Source organism: Terriglobales bacterium (assembly GCA_035651995.1).
Lineage (GTDB): Bacteria > Acidobacteriota > Terriglobia > Terriglobales > Acidobacteriaceae > DASRER01.
In genome coordinates this window covers 1-21,220 of the sequence record DASRER010000038.1, presented here as the reverse complement: position 1 = coordinate 21,220, position 21,220 = coordinate 1, and the positions used below count along the sequence as shown (strand labels likewise).

General features: G+C 62.8%; 16 protein-coding genes, 1 tRNA gene and 1 pseudogene. 8 read left to right on the top strand and 10 right to left on the bottom strand.

Annotated features, from left to right (window positions below; all coding sequences use genetic code 11):
• The first annotated feature begins 29 nt into the window (after window positions 1-29).
• The 4 genes from VFA60_12850 (at window position 30) to VFA60_12835 (ending at window position 6,505) form a co-directional block, all read left to right on the top strand.
• Complete coding sequence (locus VFA60_12850; GenBank protein ID HZQ92676.1) at window positions 30-1,775, top strand: SulP family inorganic anion transporter; 1,746 nt, start codon at window positions 30-32, stop codon at window positions 1,773-1,775.
• 270 nt (window positions 1,776-2,045) lie between these two features.
• Complete coding sequence (locus VFA60_12845; protein ID HZQ92675.1) at window positions 2,046-5,111, top strand: hypothetical protein; 3,066 nt, start codon at window positions 2,046-2,048, stop codon at window positions 5,109-5,111.
• Window positions 5,112-5,147: 36 nt separating this feature from the next.
• Window positions 5,148-6,206, top strand: coding sequence for a VWA domain-containing protein (locus VFA60_12840; protein HZQ92674.1), 1,059 nt, complete (start codon window positions 5,148-5,150; stop codon window positions 6,204-6,206).
• Window positions 6,207-6,319: 113 nt separating this feature from the next.
• On the top strand, window positions 6,320-6,505 hold the full coding sequence (locus tag VFA60_12835) for a hypothetical protein (protein ID HZQ92673.1): 186 nt from the start codon (window positions 6,320-6,322) through the stop codon (window positions 6,503-6,505).
• A 364-nt stretch (window positions 6,506-6,869) separates the two neighbouring features.
• Here the strand turns inward: VFA60_12835 and VFA60_12830 are convergent, their stop codons facing one another.
• The 3 genes from VFA60_12830 to VFA60_12820 form a co-directional block, all read right to left on the bottom strand.
• A complete protein-coding gene (locus tag VFA60_12830; GenBank protein HZQ92672.1) occupies window positions 6,870-7,124 on the bottom strand; it encodes a hypothetical protein in 255 nt (84 codons plus the stop codon).
• A gap of 30 nt (window positions 7,125-7,154) precedes the next feature.
• Window positions 7,155-7,799, bottom strand: coding sequence for a response regulator transcription factor (locus VFA60_12825; protein HZQ92671.1), 645 nt, complete (start codon window positions 7,797-7,799; stop codon window positions 7,155-7,157).
• A 495-nt stretch (window positions 7,800-8,294) separates the two neighbouring features.
• Window positions 8,295-8,711, bottom strand: a complete 417-nt coding sequence (locus VFA60_12820; protein HZQ92670.1) for a response regulator transcription factor — start codon at window positions 8,709-8,711, stop codon at window positions 8,295-8,297.
• A 270-nt stretch (window positions 8,712-8,981) separates the two neighbouring features.
• Between VFA60_12820 and VFA60_12815 the strand changes: the two genes are divergently transcribed.
• Together VFA60_12815 and VFA60_12810 are read left to right on the top strand one after the other, a co-directional pair.
• Window positions 8,982-10,511 carry an MASE1 domain-containing protein gene (locus VFA60_12815; GenBank protein ID HZQ92669.1) on the top strand — a complete coding sequence of 510 codons (1,530 nt, stop codon included), beginning with the start codon at window positions 8,982-8,984 and terminating at the stop codon, window positions 10,509-10,511.
• Window positions 10,512-10,608: 97 nt separating this feature from the next.
• Window positions 10,609-11,274, top strand: a complete 666-nt coding sequence (locus VFA60_12810; protein HZQ92668.1) for a response regulator transcription factor — start codon at window positions 10,609-10,611, stop codon at window positions 11,272-11,274.
• A gap of 48 nt (window positions 11,275-11,322) precedes the next feature.
• On the opposite strand, the gene VFA60_12805 is transcribed toward VFA60_12810, so the two are convergent.
• Window positions 11,323-11,985, bottom strand: a complete 663-nt coding sequence (locus VFA60_12805; GenBank protein HZQ92667.1) for a response regulator transcription factor — start codon at window positions 11,983-11,985, stop codon at window positions 11,323-11,325.
• Between the two features lie 593 nt (window positions 11,986-12,578).
• On the opposite strand from VFA60_12805, the gene VFA60_12800 reads away from it, so the two are divergent.
• Window positions 12,579-12,965, top strand: a complete 387-nt coding sequence (locus VFA60_12800) for a response regulator (GenBank protein ID HZQ92666.1) — start codon at window positions 12,579-12,581, stop codon at window positions 12,963-12,965.
• Between the two features lie 246 nt (window positions 12,966-13,211).
• On the opposite strand, the gene VFA60_12795 is transcribed toward VFA60_12800, so the two are convergent.
• The 4 genes from VFA60_12795 to purM all read right to left on the bottom strand — a co-directional run bounded on the left by VFA60_12795 (window position 13,212) and on the right by purM (window position 17,767).
• Window positions 13,212-14,270 (bottom strand): lipid-binding SYLF domain-containing protein, encoded by a 1,059-nt coding sequence (locus tag VFA60_12795; GenBank protein ID HZQ92665.1) that lies wholly within the window; start codon window positions 14,268-14,270, stop codon window positions 13,212-13,214.
• 397 nt (window positions 14,271-14,667) lie between these two features.
• Complete coding sequence (tyrS, locus tag VFA60_12790; protein HZQ92664.1) at window positions 14,668-15,915, bottom strand: tyrosine--tRNA ligase; 1,248 nt, start codon at window positions 15,913-15,915, stop codon at window positions 14,668-14,670.
• 48 nt (window positions 15,916-15,963) lie between these two features.
• Window positions 15,964-16,596, bottom strand: a complete 633-nt coding sequence (gene purN, locus VFA60_12785) for a phosphoribosylglycinamide formyltransferase (protein HZQ92663.1) — start codon at window positions 16,594-16,596, stop codon at window positions 15,964-15,966.
• A 124-nt stretch (window positions 16,597-16,720) separates the two neighbouring features.
• A complete protein-coding gene (gene purM / locus VFA60_12780; GenBank protein HZQ92662.1) occupies window positions 16,721-17,767 on the bottom strand; it encodes a phosphoribosylformylglycinamidine cyclo-ligase in 1,047 nt (348 codons plus the stop codon).
• 327 nt (window positions 17,768-18,094) lie between these two features.
• Here purM and VFA60_12775 point away from each other — a divergent pair.
• A tRNA-Pro gene (locus tag VFA60_12775) sits at window positions 18,095-18,171 on the top strand.
• 1,381 nt (window positions 18,172-19,552) lie between these two features.
• Here VFA60_12775 and VFA60_12770 read toward each other — a convergent pair.
• Together VFA60_12770 and VFA60_12765 are read right to left on the bottom strand one after the other, a co-directional pair.
• Complete coding sequence (locus tag VFA60_12770) at window positions 19,553-20,122, bottom strand: hypothetical protein (GenBank protein ID HZQ92661.1); 570 nt, start codon at window positions 20,120-20,122, stop codon at window positions 19,553-19,555.
• 124 nt (window positions 20,123-20,246) lie between these two features.
• Window positions 20,247-21,220: pseudogene (locus tag VFA60_12765) on the bottom strand (IS3 family transposase).

Here is a 21,220-nt window from a genome sequence, read left to right as displayed (position 1 = left end):
CTAGCCGATTCCTTTCCATACGGACTGACGTGGACAAAGACCTGCCGCAAAAGTCGTGGCGCCTGGCCGAGGCCTGGCTGCCGAAGTCGTTCCTTGTCCTTCGCCAATACAACCGGCACAGGTTTGTTTCCGATCTGATCGCCGGGGTCACCGTTGGCCTGGTGGCGCTGCCGCTGGCCATGGCTTTCGCCATCTCCTCCGGCGTGCCGCCGCAATCGGGCATCTACTGCGCCATTGTTGCCGGGTTCATCATTTCGGCGCTGGGCGGCTCCAAGACACAGATTGGCGGCCCGACCGGCGCGTTCGTGGTGATCGTCGCCGGCATTGTGGCCAAACACGGCGTGGGCGGGCTGTTCATCTGCACCTTCATGGCGGGCGTCATTTTGGTGCTGATGGGCGCCACCGGCTTTGGATCCGCCGTCAAGTTCATTCCCCGGCCGGTGGTGATCGGCTTCACCAACGGAATCGCGGTGCTGATTGCCAGCACGCAAATCAAGGATTTCTTCGGACTCCACATCGAACAAGTTCCCAGCGAATTTGGGCCGCGCATGCTGGCCATTGTGCGCGCCTGGAATACGGTCGGCCTCGGGCCGGCGCTGCTGGCGGTGGCTGCGCTGGTGGTGATCCTGCTCGTTCCCAGGGTCACGCGTCGTGTTCCCGGCACCATCGTTGCGCTGCTTCTGGGGACGCTGGCGGCGTTGGGGTTGCGCCTGCACGTGGAAACGATCGGATCGCGGTTCGGCGGCATTCCCAGCGGGCTGCCGCGAGTGGAGATACCCGCCTTCCACTTCAGCATGGTGCCGTCGCTGCTTGGGCCGGCCCTGACGGTCGCCATGCTCGGGGCCATTGAATCGCTCATGTCGGCGGTGGTTTCCGACCGGATGAGCAACGACAAGCACAATCCCAACGTGGAGCTGATCGCGCAGGGCCTGGCGAACATCGCCTCGCCGATGGTCGGAGGACTTCCCGCCACGGGAGCCATAGCCCGTACCGCCACCAATATCCGCTCCGGCGCACAGAGTCCGGTCGCGGGCATGGTGCATGCGCTTACGTTGCTGGCCATGCTGCTGTTTGCCGCGCCGCTGGCGCGCTTCATTCCGATGTCGGTCCTGGCGGCGATTTTGGTCGTGGTGGCCTACAACATGGGCGAGTGGGGTGAAATTCGCGACATCGTGAAGCTGACCGCATCGGACATTTCGGTTTGGGCGGTCACGTTCCTGCTCACCGTGTTCGCCGATCTCACCGTCGCCGTCGAAGCGGGCATGATTCTCGCCACTCTGCTGTTCATCCGCAAAGTGACCATCACAACCACCGTTTCCGCGGTGACCAATGCTTACGTTGACGAAGGGCGCGTGCATATTCTCCAGGACAAGAGCATTCCGGAATACGTACGCATCTTCCGCATTCACGGTCCATTCCTGTTTGGCGCCACGGACAAGATTTCCGTCATTCACGATCATCTCTCCGAGCTGCCGCCGATCGTGATTCTGCGCTTGCGCAACATGACTGCGGTCGACGCCACAGGGTTGAAGGCCCTGGAGGAGGTCGCCGATGCGTTGCACGCCTCCGGCCGCGAGTTGATTTTGTGTGGGGCGCGTGAGCAGCCCGCCAGCCTGATGCACCAAGCCGAGTTCGAAGAACACGTGGGCGTGGAGAACATTTGCCCCAACGTGGAGGCTGCTTTGCAACGCGCCCGCCGCGTCTATGAAGACAGCGTGGAATTGCGGCGTCAGTTCGGCCGCTTCGAGCGCCGCCGCTCCGCCAGCGCAAAATAGCGCGCCTGCGGCGCTCCTGCGGTCCTGAATACCGGTACCCGAATTGGCGCGTTCCCGGCCCTGCCACGTTTCTCCCCAAACATGTACTGCATCACTGTTGACAATCGGACTGGACGGCATTAAAAGAACCACTCTGTTGTATTCGCGGGAACAGTGGGCCATTTCGGCTCGATCTGTGCCGGCGGGATGGACCGGCGCCGCGCTTTTCGGGCGATTGTCCATTCCCCGCTTTGACCGAGCCTCCCGGTTTGGGTCGTAGAGGATTTGGTCATGACGTTTCCTCGTCGTCTCCCCGCCCTTGTGATCGCCGTATTGCTGTCGGCCTGCGCGGCAACCGCCGCCGCGCCTGCGCCTCCGTCGCCCAGCACATCCGTCGCCGTGATTCCGGGACCGCTGCGCTCGTTCCTGCGCATGGCGGGCATCAGCCAGAAGGTCACGCCCGACGAGGTGTTGCCGTTGCTGGCGCGCAACGCCGTCGTGCTCGGGTGGGAGCGCGAATCGCAGCCCACCGAATTTTTGCTGTTGCTGCGGCGGTACGTTGACCAGTCGCGCGAACTGCGGGCGCTCGCCGGCGCGAAAAACTCGATTGACGTGGAGCGCTGCGAGGACGTGAAGCCGCTGCTCGACGTGCTGGGTTACCGCCTGCGCGAAGGCTGCGGGAAGAACGCCGCGCTGGAAACGTCGGTCCCGGAGCGCGCCTTTGTGACGCTCGATTCCGGATTCCCTCTGGCCAAACTGGAAGAGGCGCTGCGCACCGGTCAGCCATTCCGCTATCCGTATCCTGACACGCCGGTGCCGATGCTGTTCACGTCCAACGACTGGGCAGCCGCGAGCCGCACAGGATTACGTTTGGGGCAGGGCAACCTGCTCGACGACCTGCTGCGCGATCCGTCGCTGGCGCGGTTGTATTGGGGGATGTCGAAGGCCGACGTGGAGACGCGCGAACTTTTGCGGCAGTCTCCAGGACTCTCGAAGCTGCTGCCGGTTGCGGGCGTGATGGACTTCTTTGGAAGCTACATCGCGGTGCGCGGCGGAAAGGTCGTGGCGCCGGGCGGAGCGGCGGCGGAGACGCAATGGAAAGAATTGGCCGGCGCCGACGTTCATGCGCCGTCGGACTTCGTTCCGCGGCTGCTCGCGAAAGACAATGGCTGGCTGGCAGCGTACTTCGACGCGCTCTCGCGAGCGGACGACCAGCACCAGGCGTACTTCTGCGATCCGCGCCGCCTCCGCAAGTTCTACGAAGGGGTGCGGGGCAAAGATGTAGGCCGCAGCCCGGCCACACCGGTATTTCGTCCTGATGGCGGACTGCTTCTGCTGGTCTCGCGGCTGCAACTGGAAAACGGGCAGCCGCGCATTCCCGGCGGCCTGGCGGTGTGGAAAGAGATCCTGCGGCGGCGGGGCGGTTCGGGCCTGATTCGCGAATGGGCGGGGAAATCACAGGGCTGGAGCACGCCCGACCAGCTGGTGGAGGGACTGTTCGGGCTCTCGCGCATCGAAACGGCCGATGGGCCACTGCAAACGTACCTGGCGATCAACGAGGTTGACCGCGGTCGCACGGGCGATGAGCACCTGAGCGCGGCCACGGTCCGCCTGCTGGCCGACAAGTACTCGCGCTTCGGCCATCAGTACACGCTGCTGGCCGAGTTTCACGGGCTGAACAACGCGTCGATCGCGCGCTATTTCGCAGTGGCCGACAGCCTGGACCACATCTCCGACCCATTCCTGCGCGCCGACGTGATTGGCACCTTCCAGGCGACGCTGGGTCTGTGGCAGATCCTGGCGCGGCAGGGACAGCTTCCGCCGGCGCGCATGAACGACGCCTTCCAGCGCGCCATGGCGCCGCTGCAGGGAGTGAAGTCGGGGCCGCAGTTGTTTGACGCGGCGCGCACCGCGCTCTCGGAAGTTGTCCGCGCGGCTGGAGCGCCTGATCTCTACCAGGACAACATTATCGCCCTGCTGGCCGGACCGCAGCAGTCCACGCCTGAAGGCCAGCGCATGCGCTCGGAGCTGGCGGTCCGCATGCACACCGTGATGCAGGACCAGCGGCTGGTGTCGCTCGACACGCTGTTTGCGCTGGGGGACGGCCTGGCGCAACTTTCGCAGGGAAAAGCTTCGGCTGACGCGCTGCTGCCGCTGGCGGCGGAGCTGCGCGAGTTCGAGTTCCCGCGCTCGTTCTTCAGCAACACCGAGCGCATCGAGTACGCGCCCGGCCTGCCGGATTACAAGCACACCGCGCTGCAAACGCGGATGGACCTGAGCAAGGTCATCAGGAACCCGTCGCCGAAGGAGCTGGCGGAGGCGCGCGGCCTGCTTTCGGCGCTGCTGCGCGATACGCTGGTTGGGCTCAACTACGCGTATTACGAGCCGCCCGCGGCGCAGGTGCTGCACCATAATCCGCTGTTCATCCGTTCGCACGATTTCTCCGGATCGGCATCGGAAACGCTGCAGGAATCGTGGAAGACGCCCCGGCTCTTCGGTTCGGGCGTGACGGCCGGGCGCGGCGCGCACCTGGTGGGATCGCTCGCACACCTGCCCTTCGTGCTCTCGCAGGTGGAGCAGGACTTCATCGTGCCGGAAAACGTGCAGGCGCTCATCTGGGACGAGACGGTGCCGGCGCTGGTGACTAGCGCCATCCTGCCTCGCTGGTGGACGGTGAGCCGGCAGGAGATGCACGCGGTCGCGCTGCATCAGCGCGCGGGAGACGAATTGGTGCGCGCGGCGGTGACGAAGGCCAGCCTTCGCGCGCCTGTGGTGGACATCCTGAGCGAGCGCATGCTGCCGCAGCGCTGCGCGCAGATCGAGCGCGCGCTCGCGGCCGGTAATCAGGATGCGCTGCCGGAGTTGATGCCCGGCGAGACGCTTTACCTGGCCGCCGAATTCCGGCGGCGCTATCCGGGGCAGAGCGACGCGTGGGCTTCGGCCGGGAAAGAGCTGGAAGAGCTGGCGCGGCAGTATCCGGCCGACGCAAGCTGGGCGCGGCTTTCCGAGGATTTCGGTGTGCCGCATCCCGCGCTGCAGCAGAGTTACGCGCGCGCGCTGCTGAACATCAAGCCGTTTCCCGCGGTCGGCGGATATGGCAGCCGGCTGATGGCTGAGTCGTGGGACTCGAGCAACCTGTACTGGGCGCGGCTGGCGGACGAGCTGGGATACGCGCCGGTCATGCTGAACCGGCTCGTCCCGGAGCTCACGCGGCGCATGGTGGAAAAGATCTTCGCCACCGACTTCGAAGATTTTTCCGCGCTGATGCGCGCCATGCGCGAGACCGGGGAGGAATTCCGGCAGGGAAAGATCGAAGCGGCGCCGTCGGCGGGGGCCGCGGCACAGGCACAACAGTAATCGGCCCGCGGGCCTTACGTTCGGACAGAGTGACTCATGAACAAGAGAAGCATCGCGATCGTTCTCGTGTTGTTGTCGCCGGGGCTGTTGACCGATCCGGTCGCATCGCGGGCGCAAGGCCCGCGCACCAGCATCCGCGTGGAAGTGGACATGGTGCAGCTGAATGTGGCGGTGACCGACAGCAAGGGCGACTACGTGACGGGGCTGCGTCCGTGGGACTTCGCGGTGAGCGAAGACAATATTCCGCAGACGCTCGCGACATTCGCCGAGGGCGACGAGGCAGCGCGCCGCGTGGCCGATATTGACCGCAGCGAAGGCGGCGCCAGGCTGACCGCGCGCTCTTCACGCGCCGACGCCATCACGCAAGCCGCCGCCACCACGCCCACGCTCAGCGACGCCATGGCAGGCGCGAGCGTTTTTATCCTCTTCGACAAGAGCAACTACATGTATCGCGGCTTCGTGTTCGCGCAGGACGCGATCGCCGAATTCGTGCGCTCGCTGCAGGGCCCGGACCGCGTGGCGTTCTACTCCTACAGCCGCGACCTATCGCGCGATGCGCTGCTCACGCCGGACCGAGGCACGGTGCTGCATGGCGCGCGCTCGACGACGGCGGGCGACAATGCCGCGCTGTACAACGCGCTGCTGCTTACCCTGAAGGACGCGAGCCAGTACACCGGGCGCAAGGTCGTCGTCGTGTTTTCCAACGGGCCGGACAACTCGAGCATGGTCGCGCCGGAAGACGTGGGCGAACTGGCGCAGTCGGAAGGAATCCCCATCTACATGATCAGCACGCGCGAGGCCAAGCAGGATCCGGCCTCGAGCGCGGTGTTCGAGCGCATGAGCGCCGCCACCGGCGGCAAGGCGTACTTCGCGCGTAACTGGAAGGACCAGCGCGACGCCTTCGCGTCCATCCGCGACGACCTCGCGCATCTCTACTCGCTCAGCTACTACCCGCAACCGAACCCGAACCGCGGATGGCGCGCCATTACGGTGAAGCTGAAGGGGCCGGCGCTGAGCAAGTATCGCGTGCGCACCCGCAGCGGGTACCGTCCCTTGCCGGCGAGGCTGTCCGCGGACAGCGCGCCGTTGCCGTAGCGCGACCAGGCCTGCGCGTTCACCGCCTGCAATAGCCCACAGATATTGCCGTACGCGAAGGCCATTCCTTCACCTGAAGCACGGCTGACGGCGCATCGCGCGCTGGAGTATGTGTGGCGAACGTGGTGCAGATGGCCGGGATAGGGCCATTCATCACGTTGCCGCTCCTGGTCAGCACCATGGGCGGTCGGCAATCGCTCGTTGGATGGCTGGCCGGCGCGTTGCTCGCGGTTTGCGCTCAGCCATTTCCTAACTGCCTGTACGGCAAGGACATGGTCGGTTTCGAGGTGATCCGTTGAGGCAGTTTCGATCCACGCCCAGCCTTACGTTCAGCGACTTCGATAGCTTTGGGTTATCCGCCGGGTACGTAGTTTTACGAGTTGACGGACCCCGCAGCAGGGCTGTAACTCGGAACATGCGTCCTGAACCAGCCACAGCGAGGTTTCCCATGATGGTGCTCAACGGGTGGAAACAGATAGCCCAGTATCTCGGGAGAGGTGTGCGAACCGTGCAGCGTTGGGAGCTTAGGGGTCTTCCGGTTCGCCGGCCGAACATGCATCTGCGCACCGGAGTAGTTGCGCTCTCCAGCGACATCGATGATTGGGTCCGGGCGCTGCCGTCAAGGATCGAGGCGGACCTCCGCGAGTCAACCAAAACGGGCGCCTACGAGCGAAGGGCAGCCTGAGGTTTTCGGCTCGCTTTCCGTTTGAAGAGCACGTCGTCAATCATTGCGAGACGCAGATCAAGCCCTTGGCAAGCTCTAGTGTCCACAGGATGCGCGGCGCTTCGAAAAAAATAGAGACCGTGCAGGATCCAGTCGGACAGGGACACCCACAGGGCAGACAAGAGAATGTAGAGCCCTGCAAGCCGCGTCGCGATCGCACGAGGAGTAAGCGGCAGTGAGATGTCCAGCTTCATGGGAACTCTTCCTAGAAGCGCCCGCCCGCTTCAAGAATGCGCCGAAACCGCGATCATGTGCTCGCGAATCGCAAATCGGACGAGGTCCGACGTGGAATGCAGTCTGAACTCCTCCATGACGCGGTACTTGTGAAACGCGATGGTACGCGGGGTGATTTGAAGAATGCTCGCCGCCTCCTTCATGGTCCGTCCTTCAGCAAGCAGTTGGACCACCTCGCGCTGGCGAACGGTAAGACCGTGCGGCTTGAGGTTTGGATCGCGAATGAACTGCTGCTCGAGTGCGATCACCATTCGCGGAGTGACATAGGAGTGCCCGCGGAGCACGTCGCTCATCGCGCTCTGAAGCTCCGCGGCTGACGAGCGCTTGAGCACATATCCCGAAGCCCATGTGCGCAGCGCCGACGCGGCAATGCGCGGATCCTCGATCGCCGTCAGCACGATAAACTTCGCCGAAGGTACTTCTTCTTTTGCGCGCTGGGCAGCGTCACTACCGGTCAGTAGCGGCATGGCGAGGTCGAGCAGAACCACATCAGGCCGCAGCCTTACAACCTTCTCGAGCAGCGAGCGGCCATTCTGAGCGATCCCGACTACCTGGGCATAAGAGGCGATCAGGGAGCTGAGCGCCTCGACGATGAGGGTTTGTTCGTCAGCGATAAGGATGCGAGGTCTTTGCACCGGCCCTCCGATCGGAAAGAGACTTCAGCGGCCGGTGTTGAGACTACGCACGGTGGTAAGGCCCTCTGTATCCGGAAAAGGTCAGTGGACGTTACTCCGCAGAAATGCCATGCAGCAGGTAGAAAATACGTGACAACTATCGTGTGACCTCCTACATCGGCAACCCGCGAAAGTACCGCGTTGGCGCTACGGGACAGCAGCAGTTGTAATCATAGTAATCACACTGGCAGGCTGATTGCTTTCGGACAACCTGGAATTCAGCCACCGGCAAGAACCTAGTTGCGTAACATGGCGCATTCGCGGAAGAGGTGCGCTCCGTCGCGCCAAGCGGGTGTCGTATGCTGGACGTAACTAATTGGTAGCAAGGGTGTTAGAAGGAGGGCTGGCATAGGGAAGTTTGGAACGGATTGCAAGGCGGCGTTTCCCGGGCAGCCAAAGCCACCGTATTTCTACGGCTTATGGCCCCAGGGACGGACGGGTGATACTGATGGGGCTTTAGCGACGGTCGCTGTGGGGTGCTCCATCGAGCACGCCAGGGGAAACGAACGACACGCGGCGGAGCGCTCGCTCGATCGCGGTCTTAAGATCGTCGGAGAGGCGCGATTTCACAACGAAGGCGGCGGCGCCCGATGAGAGCGCCGCTTGGGCGGAAAGAGGATCGGCGTCGGCGCTGACCACGACGATGGCGACGGGCGTTTGCTCGGCCACGAGTGTTCGAATCACGTCGATACCGTTTAGCGGGCCCATGTTGAGGTCAAGAACAGCGACGTCGGGCCGGAGGCGCTTCACCTCGCGCAACGCTTCCTCGCCCGATTCGACGACAGCAACGACGTCGAATTGCGGGGCCAATTCGGAATATATTCGCCGGCGAAACTCCTCGTGGTCGTCGGCAATGATGGCGCGAATCAGCATTACCGGCCGTACGTTAGTTCAGGACCAATGTCACCGCCAGATTACCGGCGCAGAGCAGAGTGGTTACCGGGCGGGCCCGACCATGTGACCGCGGTAACCTTCAACCCGGCGGGCCGTCGAAGAATCACCGGGCGGTTGGGTTGAAGGTGCGGGAATAGCAGCAGGCGAAGCTGTTGAAAGTTGAGTTCGGGACAGATGAGCCGGCCACGTGAAGCACCCATTTCGCTCAAGACGGTCACGGGGGTGCGTGAACGCCTGGATCGTTTGGCGGTGGGCAGCAGCGTCTACCTGCAGATTGCGGCAGCGGCAGCGGTCGGTGTCGGATACTACCTGGGGTCCGAGCTCGGCTTTGCGCTCACGCCGCCGGGTACTCCGATTTCGATTTATTGGCCACCGAATGCGATCCTGCTGGGTGCGCTGCTGTTGATGCCGTACCGCATGTGGCCTTTGGCGCTCGCCGCCGTGGTTCCAGCCCACTTTTCGATGCAGTTGGCGCGCGGCGTGCCCTTCGCTACCTCGCTGGGATGGTTCGCAGGCAATACCGGCGAGGCGCTGCTCGGCGCATTCCTGGTGCGGCGATTCAGCCGGTCCCCGCTGGAAGGTATCCGCGGCACGCTCGAGTTCCTGTTGGTCGGCGCTTTCATCGCGCCGCTGGTCACATCATTCGTGGATACCGGAGCGGTGCTGGCAACCGGAGTGGGACATCGCTTCTGGACGCTCTGGCAGAGCCGATTCTTGTCGAATGCGCTGGCGCAAGTAACCATCGTCCCCGCCATCGTGGGGACCGCACGAGCGGCAGCAGCGCGGACCCGGCCGTCACTGGCGCGTGTCACCGAGGCGGCGGCGCTCCTCTCGATTCTGGCGGCCTTAACCGTGACGGTCTTTGGTTCGTCCACCACGATTCCGCTTGCAGAGCATGTGCTGATCTATCTGCCGTTCCCGTTGCTGCTGTGGGCGGCGCTGCGGTTCGGAATCGGCGGTCTGGGCACGTCGATGACGCTGGTCTGCGCGCTTTCGCTGACGTTTGTTCTCCGCGCGGCCGGTCCGGCCTTCAACGAAGCAGTCGCTCCCAACGTTACGTCGCTGCAGCTGCTTCTGATCGTGGTCAGTGTTCCGCTGGTGGTCCTTTGCGGGTTATTGGCGAGCACCCGGCGTACGGAGGAGAGCCTGCGTGAGACGAGCGCCAAGCTGATCACGGCGCAAGAACAGGAACGCAGGCGAATCGCGCAGGAACTGCATGACGACCTTTTGCAGCAGCTGTGCATGATCGGGCTGGAGCTGCACAATCTGCAGCCGCATGTGGGAACGGAATTGAAGAACCGACTCGAGCGCCTGGAATCGCAGGTTTCCGAACTGGCTTCGCGCACTCGCGATCTTTCGCACGGGCTGCATCCGTTCCGCGTGGAACTGATCGGGCTGGGCCCGGCGGTGGGCCGCCTCTGCCAGGAGTTCAGCGAAGATGGAGTGAACGTGCAGTTCACCGAGATCAACCTTCCCTTGCGCGTCGACCCGGATGTGGCGCTCAGCATCTACCGCATAGCCCAGGAAGCGCTGCAAAACATCAGCAAGCACAGCCAGGCGAGCAATACCGTGGTGCACCTGGAAGCGTCGGCCGACAACATTGTTCTGCGCGTGCTCGACGATGGGGTTGGTTTCCGGGACGATCAAACAGGAAATCTTGGAATGGCGAGCATGCGTGATCGGATGCGGGCGGTCGGCGGCACGCTGGATGTCGTATCGTCGCCGAACCGGGGAACGTACCTGGAAGCAACAGCCCCTATGCGAAGCCGCACGCCATAGAGTTCAGAGTGGGATAGACTGTCGCTCTGCGGGCGCCACCGCAGGAGACCGCAATTTGATTTGGCACGCCCTTCGTCCGAGAAACAAGGAGGCGAACATGCGCGTCAAAGTGTTGCTCGCGGATGATCACGCGGTCGTGGCCGATGGATTGACAAGCCTGCTGTCACCCCAGTGTGCCGTCCTGGGCGCTGCTTCTGACGGACAGGAACTGCTGAAGCTGGCCCGCGAGAAGAAACCCGACGTGATCATTCTCGACATTTCCATGCCGCTGGTGAACGGACTCGACGCAATCCACCAGTTGCGCAAGGAGGGCTGCGCCGCGAAGTTCCTCGTGTTGAGCATGCATCGTGATCCGAGCCTGATTCTGGCGGCGTTCAAGGCGGGAGCATCGGGCTATGTTTCGAAGGAGTGCAGTGCGCTGGAACTCGATTTGGCGGTTTCCACCGTGTCTGCCGGCCGCCAATATCTGAGCCGTTCGCTGCCGATCAACCTCGAAACGGTCCGCTACGAGTTGCGGCGCCATCATGGCAACAGCCGGCAGCCGACGGGCCGGCAGCGGCAGGTGCTGCAGCTCGTTGCCGAAGGGAAGACGATGAAGGAAATCGGCGGGCTGCTTGGAATTTCCACCCGCACGGTCGAGTTCTACAAGTACACGCTGATGCGTTCGCTGGGCCTGCGGACGAACGCGCAGCTTGTTCAGCACGCGATCAAACTCGCGCTGGTGACCGTACCGCCGCCGATCGACTCCAGCAGGTGGCGTTGAGTGCTTGCATCGTTGCCGGTTCGGCAACCAGGGTGAAGCGGCAAGGGCTTACGCTGCCGGCGTGATCGGCTGCACCGTGATAAGGCCGATGCGAATGGCGAACTGCACAAGCTCCGCGTTGGAGTGGAGCCCGAGCGAGTGCATGATTTCGTACTTGTAGGACTCCGCCGTGCGCACTGAGATTCCCAGCGTCGCGGCGACTTCCTTCATCGCCTTGCCTTCAGCCACCAGCTGCAGAACTTCGCGCTGGCGGCGCGTCAATTTGCTGCCCTCCGAGCTGCGGTGACGGGCAGCCTCCGCCAAAACCGTCAGAACATCGGTGGGAAGCGCGGGGCTGACGTAGGCGCGTCCGCGCAAGACCGAATCAATGGCCACCGCCAGCTCGCTGCTCGCCGAATGCTTCAACACGTACGCCGAGGCCCCTGCGCGAAAGGCTTCCACTACCAGCGAAACATCGGCGTGCATGGTCAGCAGAATGAACTTTGTGCGTATGCCGCTGCCGCGCTGAATCTGGCGGATGGCGTCGAGGCCGTTGAGCAGAGGCATCGAGACATCGGTGATGGCAACGTCGGGTGTGGTGGCATGGACCATCTCGACCAGCTCTCGGCCAGTGGTTGCCACTCCCACGACCTCGCAGCGGGGGCTGAGCAGACCGCGGAGTCCCTCGGTTAGAACCTGATGATCATCGGCCAGTACGACTCGGATCCGCATCGGGCGCCTTCGGTAGCGGTGACTTATGCATACTAGAACGGCCGCCTCCGGGATGTCGCACCCGAAGAACTACGGATGCCCGAATCCCTTAGACCCGGCTCTCGGGTGCGGGCCAACGGCAGTCGGACCGTCTGAAATCGAGAGCACCGGACGAGCGCCCGCCTGCGAAGTGGAAGCAGAGCGCCCGGTTCGGGCCCGCAAAGTTGGATGCTGCGACCTCCAGGCGGCGAAACTTTGTCGCGCGCGCCCCTGCGATTCAAGGCGCAATCAGGAGCAACTCAGTCAGAATCAGTCTGCGGCGCCCATTGCAACAGCATCGTGAGTGACCTAAGTCGCGATCGAATGTTTAGCCTGTTGCGCACTTTTCTCCAATCGGTAATCCGGCCGACATTGAGCACCCGGAGAACTTCGGGAGCGGCAACTGCCGGCCTTCCGGCGCGGTCCGGAGATTGACCGGGAAATTGTTCGGGCCTGCGTATTACCGACAACTGCGTGTTTCTCAAACCGCGATTCAGGAGCAGAGTCATCGTCACCTTGCAGCTCTCGCAGGCGACACGGGAGAGCAAGGGAGTTCCGGTCAGAAGGGGCGTGCTATGGCTGACGTGGCGAACAAGAGCATGGTTCTCTGCGTGGACGATGACCTGGTGTTCCTGCAGGGGCTGGTGGAAGTGCTGATGGCCTGCCGATGCGACGTGGCCGCTACCAGTGACGTGAAGACCGCCCTGGAACTGGTCCGCCGCGAGCCGGTGTCGCTCGCCATTGTTGATTGCGAAATGCCCGCCATGCCCGGAGCTGCTCTGGCCTCGGCAATGCGACGCATCCGGCCGGAAATGGCGATCATCCTCTTGAGCAGCAGTTCGGAAGCGACTACTGAAGGGCCGAAGCCAGCAGACAAGTACGTGACGAAAGCCTCTGAATCCCGGCAAACGTCACGAGCCGTCAGCAGCCGTTTGCAGTGGAGTTCGGCTCCGGCCGCCTGACGACACCGCGGCCGCATCTGAGGCCGCTCGCGATGCGTCAATCCGTTGCTGCTGCTCGGCAAGCAGCGCCTCTTCCGCTTTAGGCGGCTGCGGCGCAGCCGGGCACAGCGCCGCCGCCGCAACTTCCGCCTCCGCAAGAATGAAGGGAACCGCCGGGCGATGGCAGATGGCTCGCGCTTCCGCGCGTTGGAGGGCGGCGGTATCGGCGAGCGGCGGGCGCTCGGAACCGGACACTGCAGTGAGAGTTTACTTGCGCTCGATGGCTTGCGCGCTCGAGCCTGAGGCTGCGCTGGTTGATTCGCTCAGAAGCCGAATCAGGGGCGCCGCGTTTCTGGGGATGGGTACCCGTCCGCTGCGGACGATTTGCCGCGCCGAAAGGTCCCGCTTGTAGAGAGCGGTGTTGGCGTCCTCATCGGGTCGCAACGTCGATCCATCGAGCGATACGCCGGCAAAAATCCCGTGCGCTCTCGAGTACGCCAGAATCTTGGCGCGCATGGCAAGATCGGTGGAAGCCTCGGCGGTCCGGCCCCAGGGCCCGGCTGCAACCGAGAGATCGCCCCCCAGTTTTGACTTGCTGCCCAGGAGCGAATCAGCGCCGCGGCCGTTCATTATCAGCAGTACCAGGTCGGTCGATTCGAGGCCGATCTGCAAGCCAAAGTTTCCGCCTTCCAACGCGTACATGGAGGGAGCGCTCCAGTTTCCATCGTATTCGTCGCCCAGGCGGCACGACATGACGCCGCGCCCGTACTTTCCGCCGAAGCCGACGGCAGCCTTTTTCACAGCGGGAATTACGACGACGCACTTTGCCCCGTTGAGCATGGAGTTCGGGATCTTCGTCGGGCCGTTCAGCAGTTCGTTGAGCAACGCACGCGACTCTTTCAGGCGATCGTCGGTCTTCTGCTCCAGTTCAAGCATCTGGCGCCTGGCTTCGATTTTCTCTAGGTCAGCCTCCAGGCGCTGGCTCTCAGCGTCGAGCCGGTCGCTCTCCGGGAGCTCGGTCTTGTTCGCGTCCGACGTGGTGTCTGCGCCCTTTTGAAGGCCCGGCAGGACCTGCGTTCCCACCGCGGGATGTTGCGGCTGGTCGCTCTGTGGCGCGGCCGTGCCGGGCGCTGATTGCGTGCCGGCCGGAGTTGATTGCGCGCTGGGGGGAGTTGCTGCCGAGGCAGCGCTCGAAGCGGGCTGCTGCTGTGTCACGTCAGGCGGCTGTGGAGGCGGAACGGGTCCGGTTTGCTGCGATGATTGCGATTGCGCGAGCGCTGAGGCCGCCAGACCCATCCAGAGCAGAAGAGAAACGACACGCAGCATGGCGCGACCTCCTGGGGCGTTCTTCAAGAACATTCTTGCTGCTCGCACGACCGGGAAACAACCTGTGAAGTCCCCCATGTTCCATCCCCCTGACACTACGGGGAGCCGAAGGAAGCCGTAGATTTGCGGGTGGCAGAGCACACAGAATTTGGGACTTTCTACGTCGCGCCCACCGGAGCGCCTGACGGCAGTGCTAACCTGTAATCGATCACCGGCAACATGCCCGTGCGGACGAAGGAGAGAGCCGGGCGTGAGCCGCCCCGCCCACACGCTCACATCAATCGGACGTCAATGTTGAAAATTTCGAACAGCAGCGGACGGGCTTGGCGGCCGTTCGTAAGAAGCCGGCCGGGACACTGAAGAAATGATCGTCCGGGAAGGAGGGGGCGAATTTCGTTCACGAGATCGAGACTTTGCGCAGCAGCTTCCCCACGCGCAGCGTGAACTCGCTCGGCAGCTTTACCGGCATCACCGGCTGGGCGTGTACCTGCCCGTCAACGCGCACCGCGTTCTGCTTGATCTTGCGCAGGCCGTCGCTGACTGACTCGGCCAGTCCCGCGCGGGCAAGAAGTTTGTCCAGCTTGATCGCATGGCCATTCGTGCTCTGCGCAGCGACGTCGTCGTACTTCACCGCTACCGTCTCCACACTCTCGGGCACTTCGCGCTTCTGGAACTGCTTCTCCCAGTCCTCGGACGCCTGCTTCGCGGCGTCTTCCGAGTGGAAGTCGGCCACGATCTTCGCTGCCAGCCCCTTCTTGATCTTCATGGGATGCAGCTTGCCGCTCGCCGCCTGCTTGCGCATGCCTTCGATCGCGGTCATGGAGGTATCGGTGAGCAGCTCCCAGTAGCGCCACATCAGCTCGTCGGAGATGGACATGAGCTTGCCGTACATCTCCAGCGGCGCTTCGGTGATGCCGATATAGTTGCCGTACGACTTCGACATTTTCTGCACGCCGTCGGTGCCCTCGAGCAGCGGCATGGTGATTACGATCTGCGGCGCCGCGCAGCCGTACGCGCGCTGGATCTCGCGGCTCACGAGCAGATTGAACTTCTGGTCGTTCCCGCCCAGCTGCACGTCGCACTTGAGCGCATACGAGTCGTAGCCCTGCGCCAGCGGATAGAGCAGCTCGTGCAGCGCAATCGGTTTCTCCTCCTGGAAGCGCTGGTGGAAGTCTTCGCGTTCGAGCATTTGCGACACCGTGTACTTCGCCGACAGGCGCACGAAGTCAGCGGCGCTGAACTTGCTGAACCACTCGCTGTTGCGCCGGATCTCGGTCTTAACCGGGCTGAGGATCTTGAACACCTGCTCGAGGTAGGTGCGCGCGTTCCTGGTGATCTCGGCATCGCTCAGCGGCGGACGCGTCACGTTGCGCCCGGTCGGGTCGCCGATCATGGCGGTGAAGTCGCCGATCAGGAAGATGACCGTGTGCCCCAGGTCCTGGAAGTGCTTCATCTTCCGCAGCAGGACAGTATGGCCCAGGTGCAGGTCGGGCGCGGTCGGGTCGAAGCCGGCATAGACGCGCAGCGGCGAGCCGTTCTTGCGCGAGTGTTCCAGCCGTTCCCGCAGTTCGTTTTCGCGGATGATCTCCGACGCGCCTTTGCGCAGGTATTCGAGTTGCTGCTCGACGGGAGCAAATTCAGCCATGAGATTTCTTCGTTTCGTTTTCTTCATTATAGAGGGCGAGAGCAGCAATCACCCTCGCGTCGGAGTCGCCGGTGCAGGCGCTTTACCGGCGATCACGCGCCGCCCCTCGATGCGGTAATTGCCGTGGAGCACGATGTTGATCGCTTCGGTGTAAGCGATGTGCTCCTGCTCGAGGATGCGTGCCGCGAGCGTGTGCTCGTCGTCGCCCGGCAAGACCGGAGCGGGCCGCTGCACGATGATCGGACCGCCGTCGAGGCTTTCGTCCACGAAGTGCACGGTGCAGCCCGACACTTGTGCGCCGTACTCCAACGCCTGCTTCTGGGCGTCCATGCCGGGAAACGCGGGCAGCAGCGAGGGGTGAATGTTCAGGATGCGCTGAGGGAACGCGTTCACGAACACCGGCGAGAGCAGCCGCATGTAACCCGCCAAGCAAACCAGGTCAACGCTGTGCCGCCGGAGCGCGGCAATCACGTCGCGCTCGTGCTCCTCGCGAATGCGTCCTTTCGATGGAATGACCAGCGAGTTCAGCCCGCGACGTCGCGCCGCTTCAACGCCGGCGGCGTCGGCGCGGTTCGAGATCACCACCGCGATCTCAGCCGCGATGCGGCCCGCGGCAACGGAGTCGGCGATAGCCTCGAAGTTCGAACCGCGCCCGGAAATCAGAATGCCGAGACGTTTCACGGAATGATTCTAACCGCCGAGACACGGAGGCGCGGAGGAGTTCATGTCCGGCACAGAAAGTGCCATCGCAAACAGCTGCTGCTAGGGATGATCAGCTCGCCGGATGATCAGCTCGCCGGATGACCTAGCTGTAGTGGACCTTGCGCTCGCCCTTGATGACGCGGCCGATGGTGTAGCTCTTTTCGCCGGCCCGGTCGAGCGCAGCCTGCACCTTCTTGAACTTCTTGCTCGGCGCAACGAGGATCATGCCAATACCCATGTTGAACGTGCGAAACATCTCGGCCTGTTCGATCGAGCCGATGCGCTGCAGATGCTCGAAGATCGGCGGAATGGGCCAGGTGCCGCGTTCGACCAGCGCCGCTGTCCCTTTGGGCAGCACGCGCGGCAGGTTCTCCGTAATTCCGCCGCCGGTGATGTGCGCCGCGGCTGAGATCGCGTCGGCCTCGAGCAGCCGCCGCAGCAGCGGCCAATAGCTCTTGTGCGTGCGCATCAGCTCGCTGCCGACCTTGTTCCTCAGCTCGTTCACGTAAGTTTCCGGCGAATAACGCGCCACCTGAAAGAGCAGCTTGCGCGCGAGCGAATATCCATTGGTGTGCAGCCCGGTCGAAGGCAGACCGACCAGTATGTCGCCCGCTTGCACCGCGTCGCCGGTGAGGATGCGCTCGCGGTCGACTATGCCGACAATGAATCCGGCGATGTCGTACTCGCCGTTCGAGTAAAAGCCGGGCATCTCAGCCGTTTCGCCGCCGATGAGCGCCGCGCCGTTCTGCTTGCACGCTTCAGCGATTCCGGTCACGACCTTCTCGGCGATCTCGGGGTCGAGCTTGCCGGTGGCGAAGTAGTCCATGAAGAAGAGCGGCGTCGCGCCCTGCACGGCAATGTCGTTCACGCAGTGGTTCACCAGGTCGCCGCCGATCGTATGGTGCAGGTTCAGCTCGAACGCCAGCTTCAGCTTGGTGCCGACGCCGTCAACGCTGGAAACCAGCACCGGATCGCGGAATTTTTTCTTGTCGAGCGAGAACATGCCGCCGAACCCGCCAATCTCGCTGAGCACGTTCCGCGTGAACGTCTTGTGCGCCAGGTACTTGATGCGCTGCTTGGTGCGCTGCGCGCGCTCAATGTCCACGCCGGCATCGGCGTAGGTGAGCGGAACGGGTTGGCTGGGTCTCACGGCCAAAGGCTCAGGTCCCTGAAGAATGCCAGAATGCGCTCGTCCTCGCAGCCGCACCGGAAGCGCATTCGCGGGCAGAAGGTCATTTATTCTAGCATTCTGCGGGATGCTGACCCGGTCAGGATTGCAGGTGAGTGAACTCAGGACTCGAGCACAATGAGATGACGCCGGCTCACCTGTTTTCAGGCGCGGACATCCGCTCGCAGTACCACAACATCGCAGTCAAGCAGTTTTGCTATAATCAAACGTCATCGTTTGCCCGCCGCGAGGGAATCAGTCGCGAGCTGGTCGCAGCGATGCCATCCCGCGTTTTTTCCTGCCAAGTGTCGGGGAGTGGCTCAGCCTGGTAGAGCACCTGGTTCGGGACCAGGGGGTCGGAGGTTCAAATCCTCTCTCCCCGACCAATCAAAATCAAGCACATCGGGATGTTTCGCGTGAGCGAAAACGGCTGCTGAGGTCGGCCGTTGAGGGCTAGGTGTTTCTCCGCGCCGGCCTGATGTTGCTTGAACCGGCGTTTCTGCCGGGGCTGCGCCGCAGCATTGAATGGTCGGCTGCCGGTATCTACCGCTTCCCAGCATCAAACGTCTGTCCCCGTTGCCGTTTTGCATCGCCTCGGCCCAAGGCTCTCGCTCCGCCCCTCGCCTTCGGCCTCGGGGCTCCGCTCCCCAGGTTCTTTCCGCCGCATCCGCCAGCCCTTCTCCTCACGCTCTTCTCTCCCTGAACTCCTGCCGTTTCAATCCCAGAGGCTCCGCAGACGAGAGTCAGTGGGGGGGGTCCACAGGGCTTGTATCAGAATCAGCCGCGCTGCGATTATCTACTGCCGACGAGCCCATCCAGCAGCGTGCATATCGCCGTGATCCTGTACGTTACGCAAAAACGTATCTACTCCCGCCGAAGGCCCTGCCCTGCAAACCTGACTAAGAAAACGCGTTGCTGATGTGCCCGCCGGAATTCGCCTCGCCGCGAGACACGTCTAGTCTATCTTGCACCGAATTGCTGCAGGAGTTGCGCGTTTTCTTCCTGCCTCCAATATCGCGCGTTCGCAAGAGGGGTGTAACCTTGTTGATCCTGGACGTTGGGATCCGCGCCTCCTTCGAGTAGCACTCGCACGATACCAGGATTGGATTCGCGAACGGCCAGTAAGAGCGGTGTCCGACCCGACCTGTCTCTGGAGTTCGGGTCAGCACCGGCGGCGAGCAGCGTGCGGACCACGCCTATGTCCGCGCAACCGTACAAGAGAGCATAGAGCAAAGCTGTTCGCCTGCTTTGGTCGGTTGAGTCGACGGCGACGCCGCCTTCAGTTATCAGGTGGCGAACGGCGTCTCGGTCTCCACGTTTCGCTGCCTTCATGAGCGGCGTAACAGTGGGATCCTCCAAGGCGGCTCCATCGCCCCCAAGCTGCTGAGGTTTCGCAACCGGTATAACGGCTAGCACGCTGACCGGAGCTGAACCGTTTATTCGATCCCACCCGATTTGTCGAAGATATCGCGTTAGAATGGGCTTAACTTGCAGTTCCACTAAGAAGAGCCAAACGGGATTGTTCGGCTCCGGGCGGCCGCTTAACGTAAACCCGAGGAACCCTCGACTCGCATCCCATTCAAAGTCTGCCCGGTAGTGGAGTACGGGAGGTTCGCTCGTCGATAATGAGTAGATGTAATAACCAAGCAGAACACAGCACGCCAGTAACAGTGCGACAGCTCGTGATCTGTGCTGCCAGTGCCGCTTCTGAAAATGGTCGCCCTTTATCATCGTTGATTAGCCTGGCTCTTGTCTTCTTATCTCGCGTTATTTCCCGCGAATGCGTAGCGGTGGTACTGGACAGTTCGGACACCACCCCGTGTGGTCGCCCATTCCACCATCATCATCACCTGCGATCAGAAATAACCGCAATAGGTCAAAGTAACCGACCGGCAGCAAACGATTCGGCGGCTTCTTCGGATGCCACTTCTTGCATACGCCATTCAGCCTCTTTGCATCGCCTGGAAAAATGCCGACGCGATCATCTAGCAGCTTATTTGCGTCCCAGCCTTCTTTGAGCAGGTCAAGACTATCAAACTCCGGAATTGTCCCGCCCCCCATGATGTGCGCCGCAATCTCATGCGCAGCTACTTGTCCGATTGCAAAACCGATGTTCTGTAGCGTCTTGTCGACGCTGGATGCTTGAACTTGGTCCGCAATGGTAAAGACGCTGATATCAGCAATGTTGGTAGGAACACCAAAGAAGTTTTCACGCGTCTGACCGTTAACTGGGCCGTTCCTGTTGGTCAGTGTTGCAGTCGTAAGAAAAATCTGCGCATCCGCCGTTCCAAAACTGCTGAACGAAATGTTGATATGACCTGCCCCCTTACTCCGCACACTCCTGAATACGAACGTTGATGTTAACTCCATCCTCGTGGTGAGCGGGGATGGGGGTGTGGGGCAAGGGGACGGCGTTTGAGTCCTCTTGCCCCACTCCAGTTCTGTTGAAGCTCGCCCTTTGCGCGGCGAACTCTTTCGGTGTTCTGTAGCCCAGACTGCTATGCGGGCGTTCTTCGTTGTACTCCTTCTGCCAGGCCGCGATCTTGCGGCGCGCGTCGAACAGGTTCTGAAACCAGCTCACCGGCAGACACTCTTCCCGCAGCTTCCCGTTGAAACTTTCCAGCCGGCCGTTCTGCACCGGCTTGCCGGGCTGGATGTGCACCAGCTCGATCCCGCGCTCGATGGCCCAGGCGAGGAAGTGGCGGCTGGTCAGCTCCGGCCCGTTGTCGCAGCGCACCACTTGCGGCCGGCCGCGTTCGCCGATGATCTGGTCCAGCACGCGCGTCACCCGCCGCGAGGCGAAGCTGGTGTCCACTTCCAGCGCCAGGCACTCGCGCGTGTAGGCATCCACCACCGTCAGCACCCGGATCTTGCGTCCGCACTCCACCACGTCGTGCACGAAGTCCAGAGCCCACTCCTGGTTGGCCGCGGTACGCTGGACCAGCGGCCGGCCCACGCGCACACAGTGTTTCCGCCGCTTGCGCCGCAACGCCAGCCCCGCCTCCCGGTACACCCGATGCAGCCGCTTGTGGTTCACGCCCGCCCCGCGCCCCGGCAGCAGCACGTGCAGCCGCCGGTAGCCGAACCGCGGCCGCTCCCGCGCCAGATCCACCAGCCGCGTCCGCAGTGGCTCGTCGTCGCGACGCGACTGATAACGAAACGTCCCTGCCGCCAACAGCAGCAGCCGACACGCCCGCCGCTCGGTGAAGGCGTACTCGTTTCTCATCTGCCCGATAGCTGCCTTCATCACTACGAGCTCCAGCCGTTTTTTCGGATCACCGACTGCAACGCTTCCTTGTCCAGCGACAGGTCCGCCACCAGCTTGCGCAGCCGGTTGTTCTCGTCGCGCAACTGCTTGGCCTCCTGCGCCTGCGTCGCGTCCATCCCGCCGTACTTCGCCTTCCAGGAGTACAGCGTGTGCTTGCTCACGCCCAC

Coding starts and splice junctions, on each gene's coding strand:
- VFA60_12845 (HZQ92675.1), top strand. CDS start 2,046: ATGACGTTTCCTCGTCGTCTCCCCGCCCTTGTGATCGCCGTATTGCTG.
- VFA60_12840 (HZQ92674.1), top strand. CDS start 5,148: ATGAACAAGAGAAGCATCGCGATCGTTCTCGTGTTGTTGTCGCCGGGG.
- VFA60_12830 (HZQ92672.1), bottom strand. CDS start 7,124: ATGAAGCTGGACATCTCACTGCCGCTTACTCCTCGTGCGATCGCGACG.
- VFA60_12820 (HZQ92670.1), bottom strand. CDS start 8,711: ATGCTGATTCGCGCCATCATTGCCGACGACCACGAGGAGTTTCGCCGG.
- VFA60_12810 (HZQ92668.1), top strand. CDS start 10,609: ATGCGCGTCAAAGTGTTGCTCGCGGATGATCACGCGGTCGTGGCCGAT.
- VFA60_12805 (HZQ92667.1), bottom strand. CDS start 11,985: ATGCGGATCCGAGTCGTACTGGCCGATGATCATCAGGTTCTAACCGAG.
- VFA60_12800 (HZQ92666.1), top strand. CDS start 12,579: ATGGCTGACGTGGCGAACAAGAGCATGGTTCTCTGCGTGGACGATGAC.
- VFA60_12795 (HZQ92665.1), bottom strand. CDS start 14,270: ATGCTGCGTGTCGTTTCTCTTCTGCTCTGGATGGGTCTGGCGGCCTCA.
- tyrS (HZQ92664.1), bottom strand. CDS start 15,915: ATGGCTGAATTTGCTCCCGTCGAGCAGCAACTCGAATACCTGCGCAAA.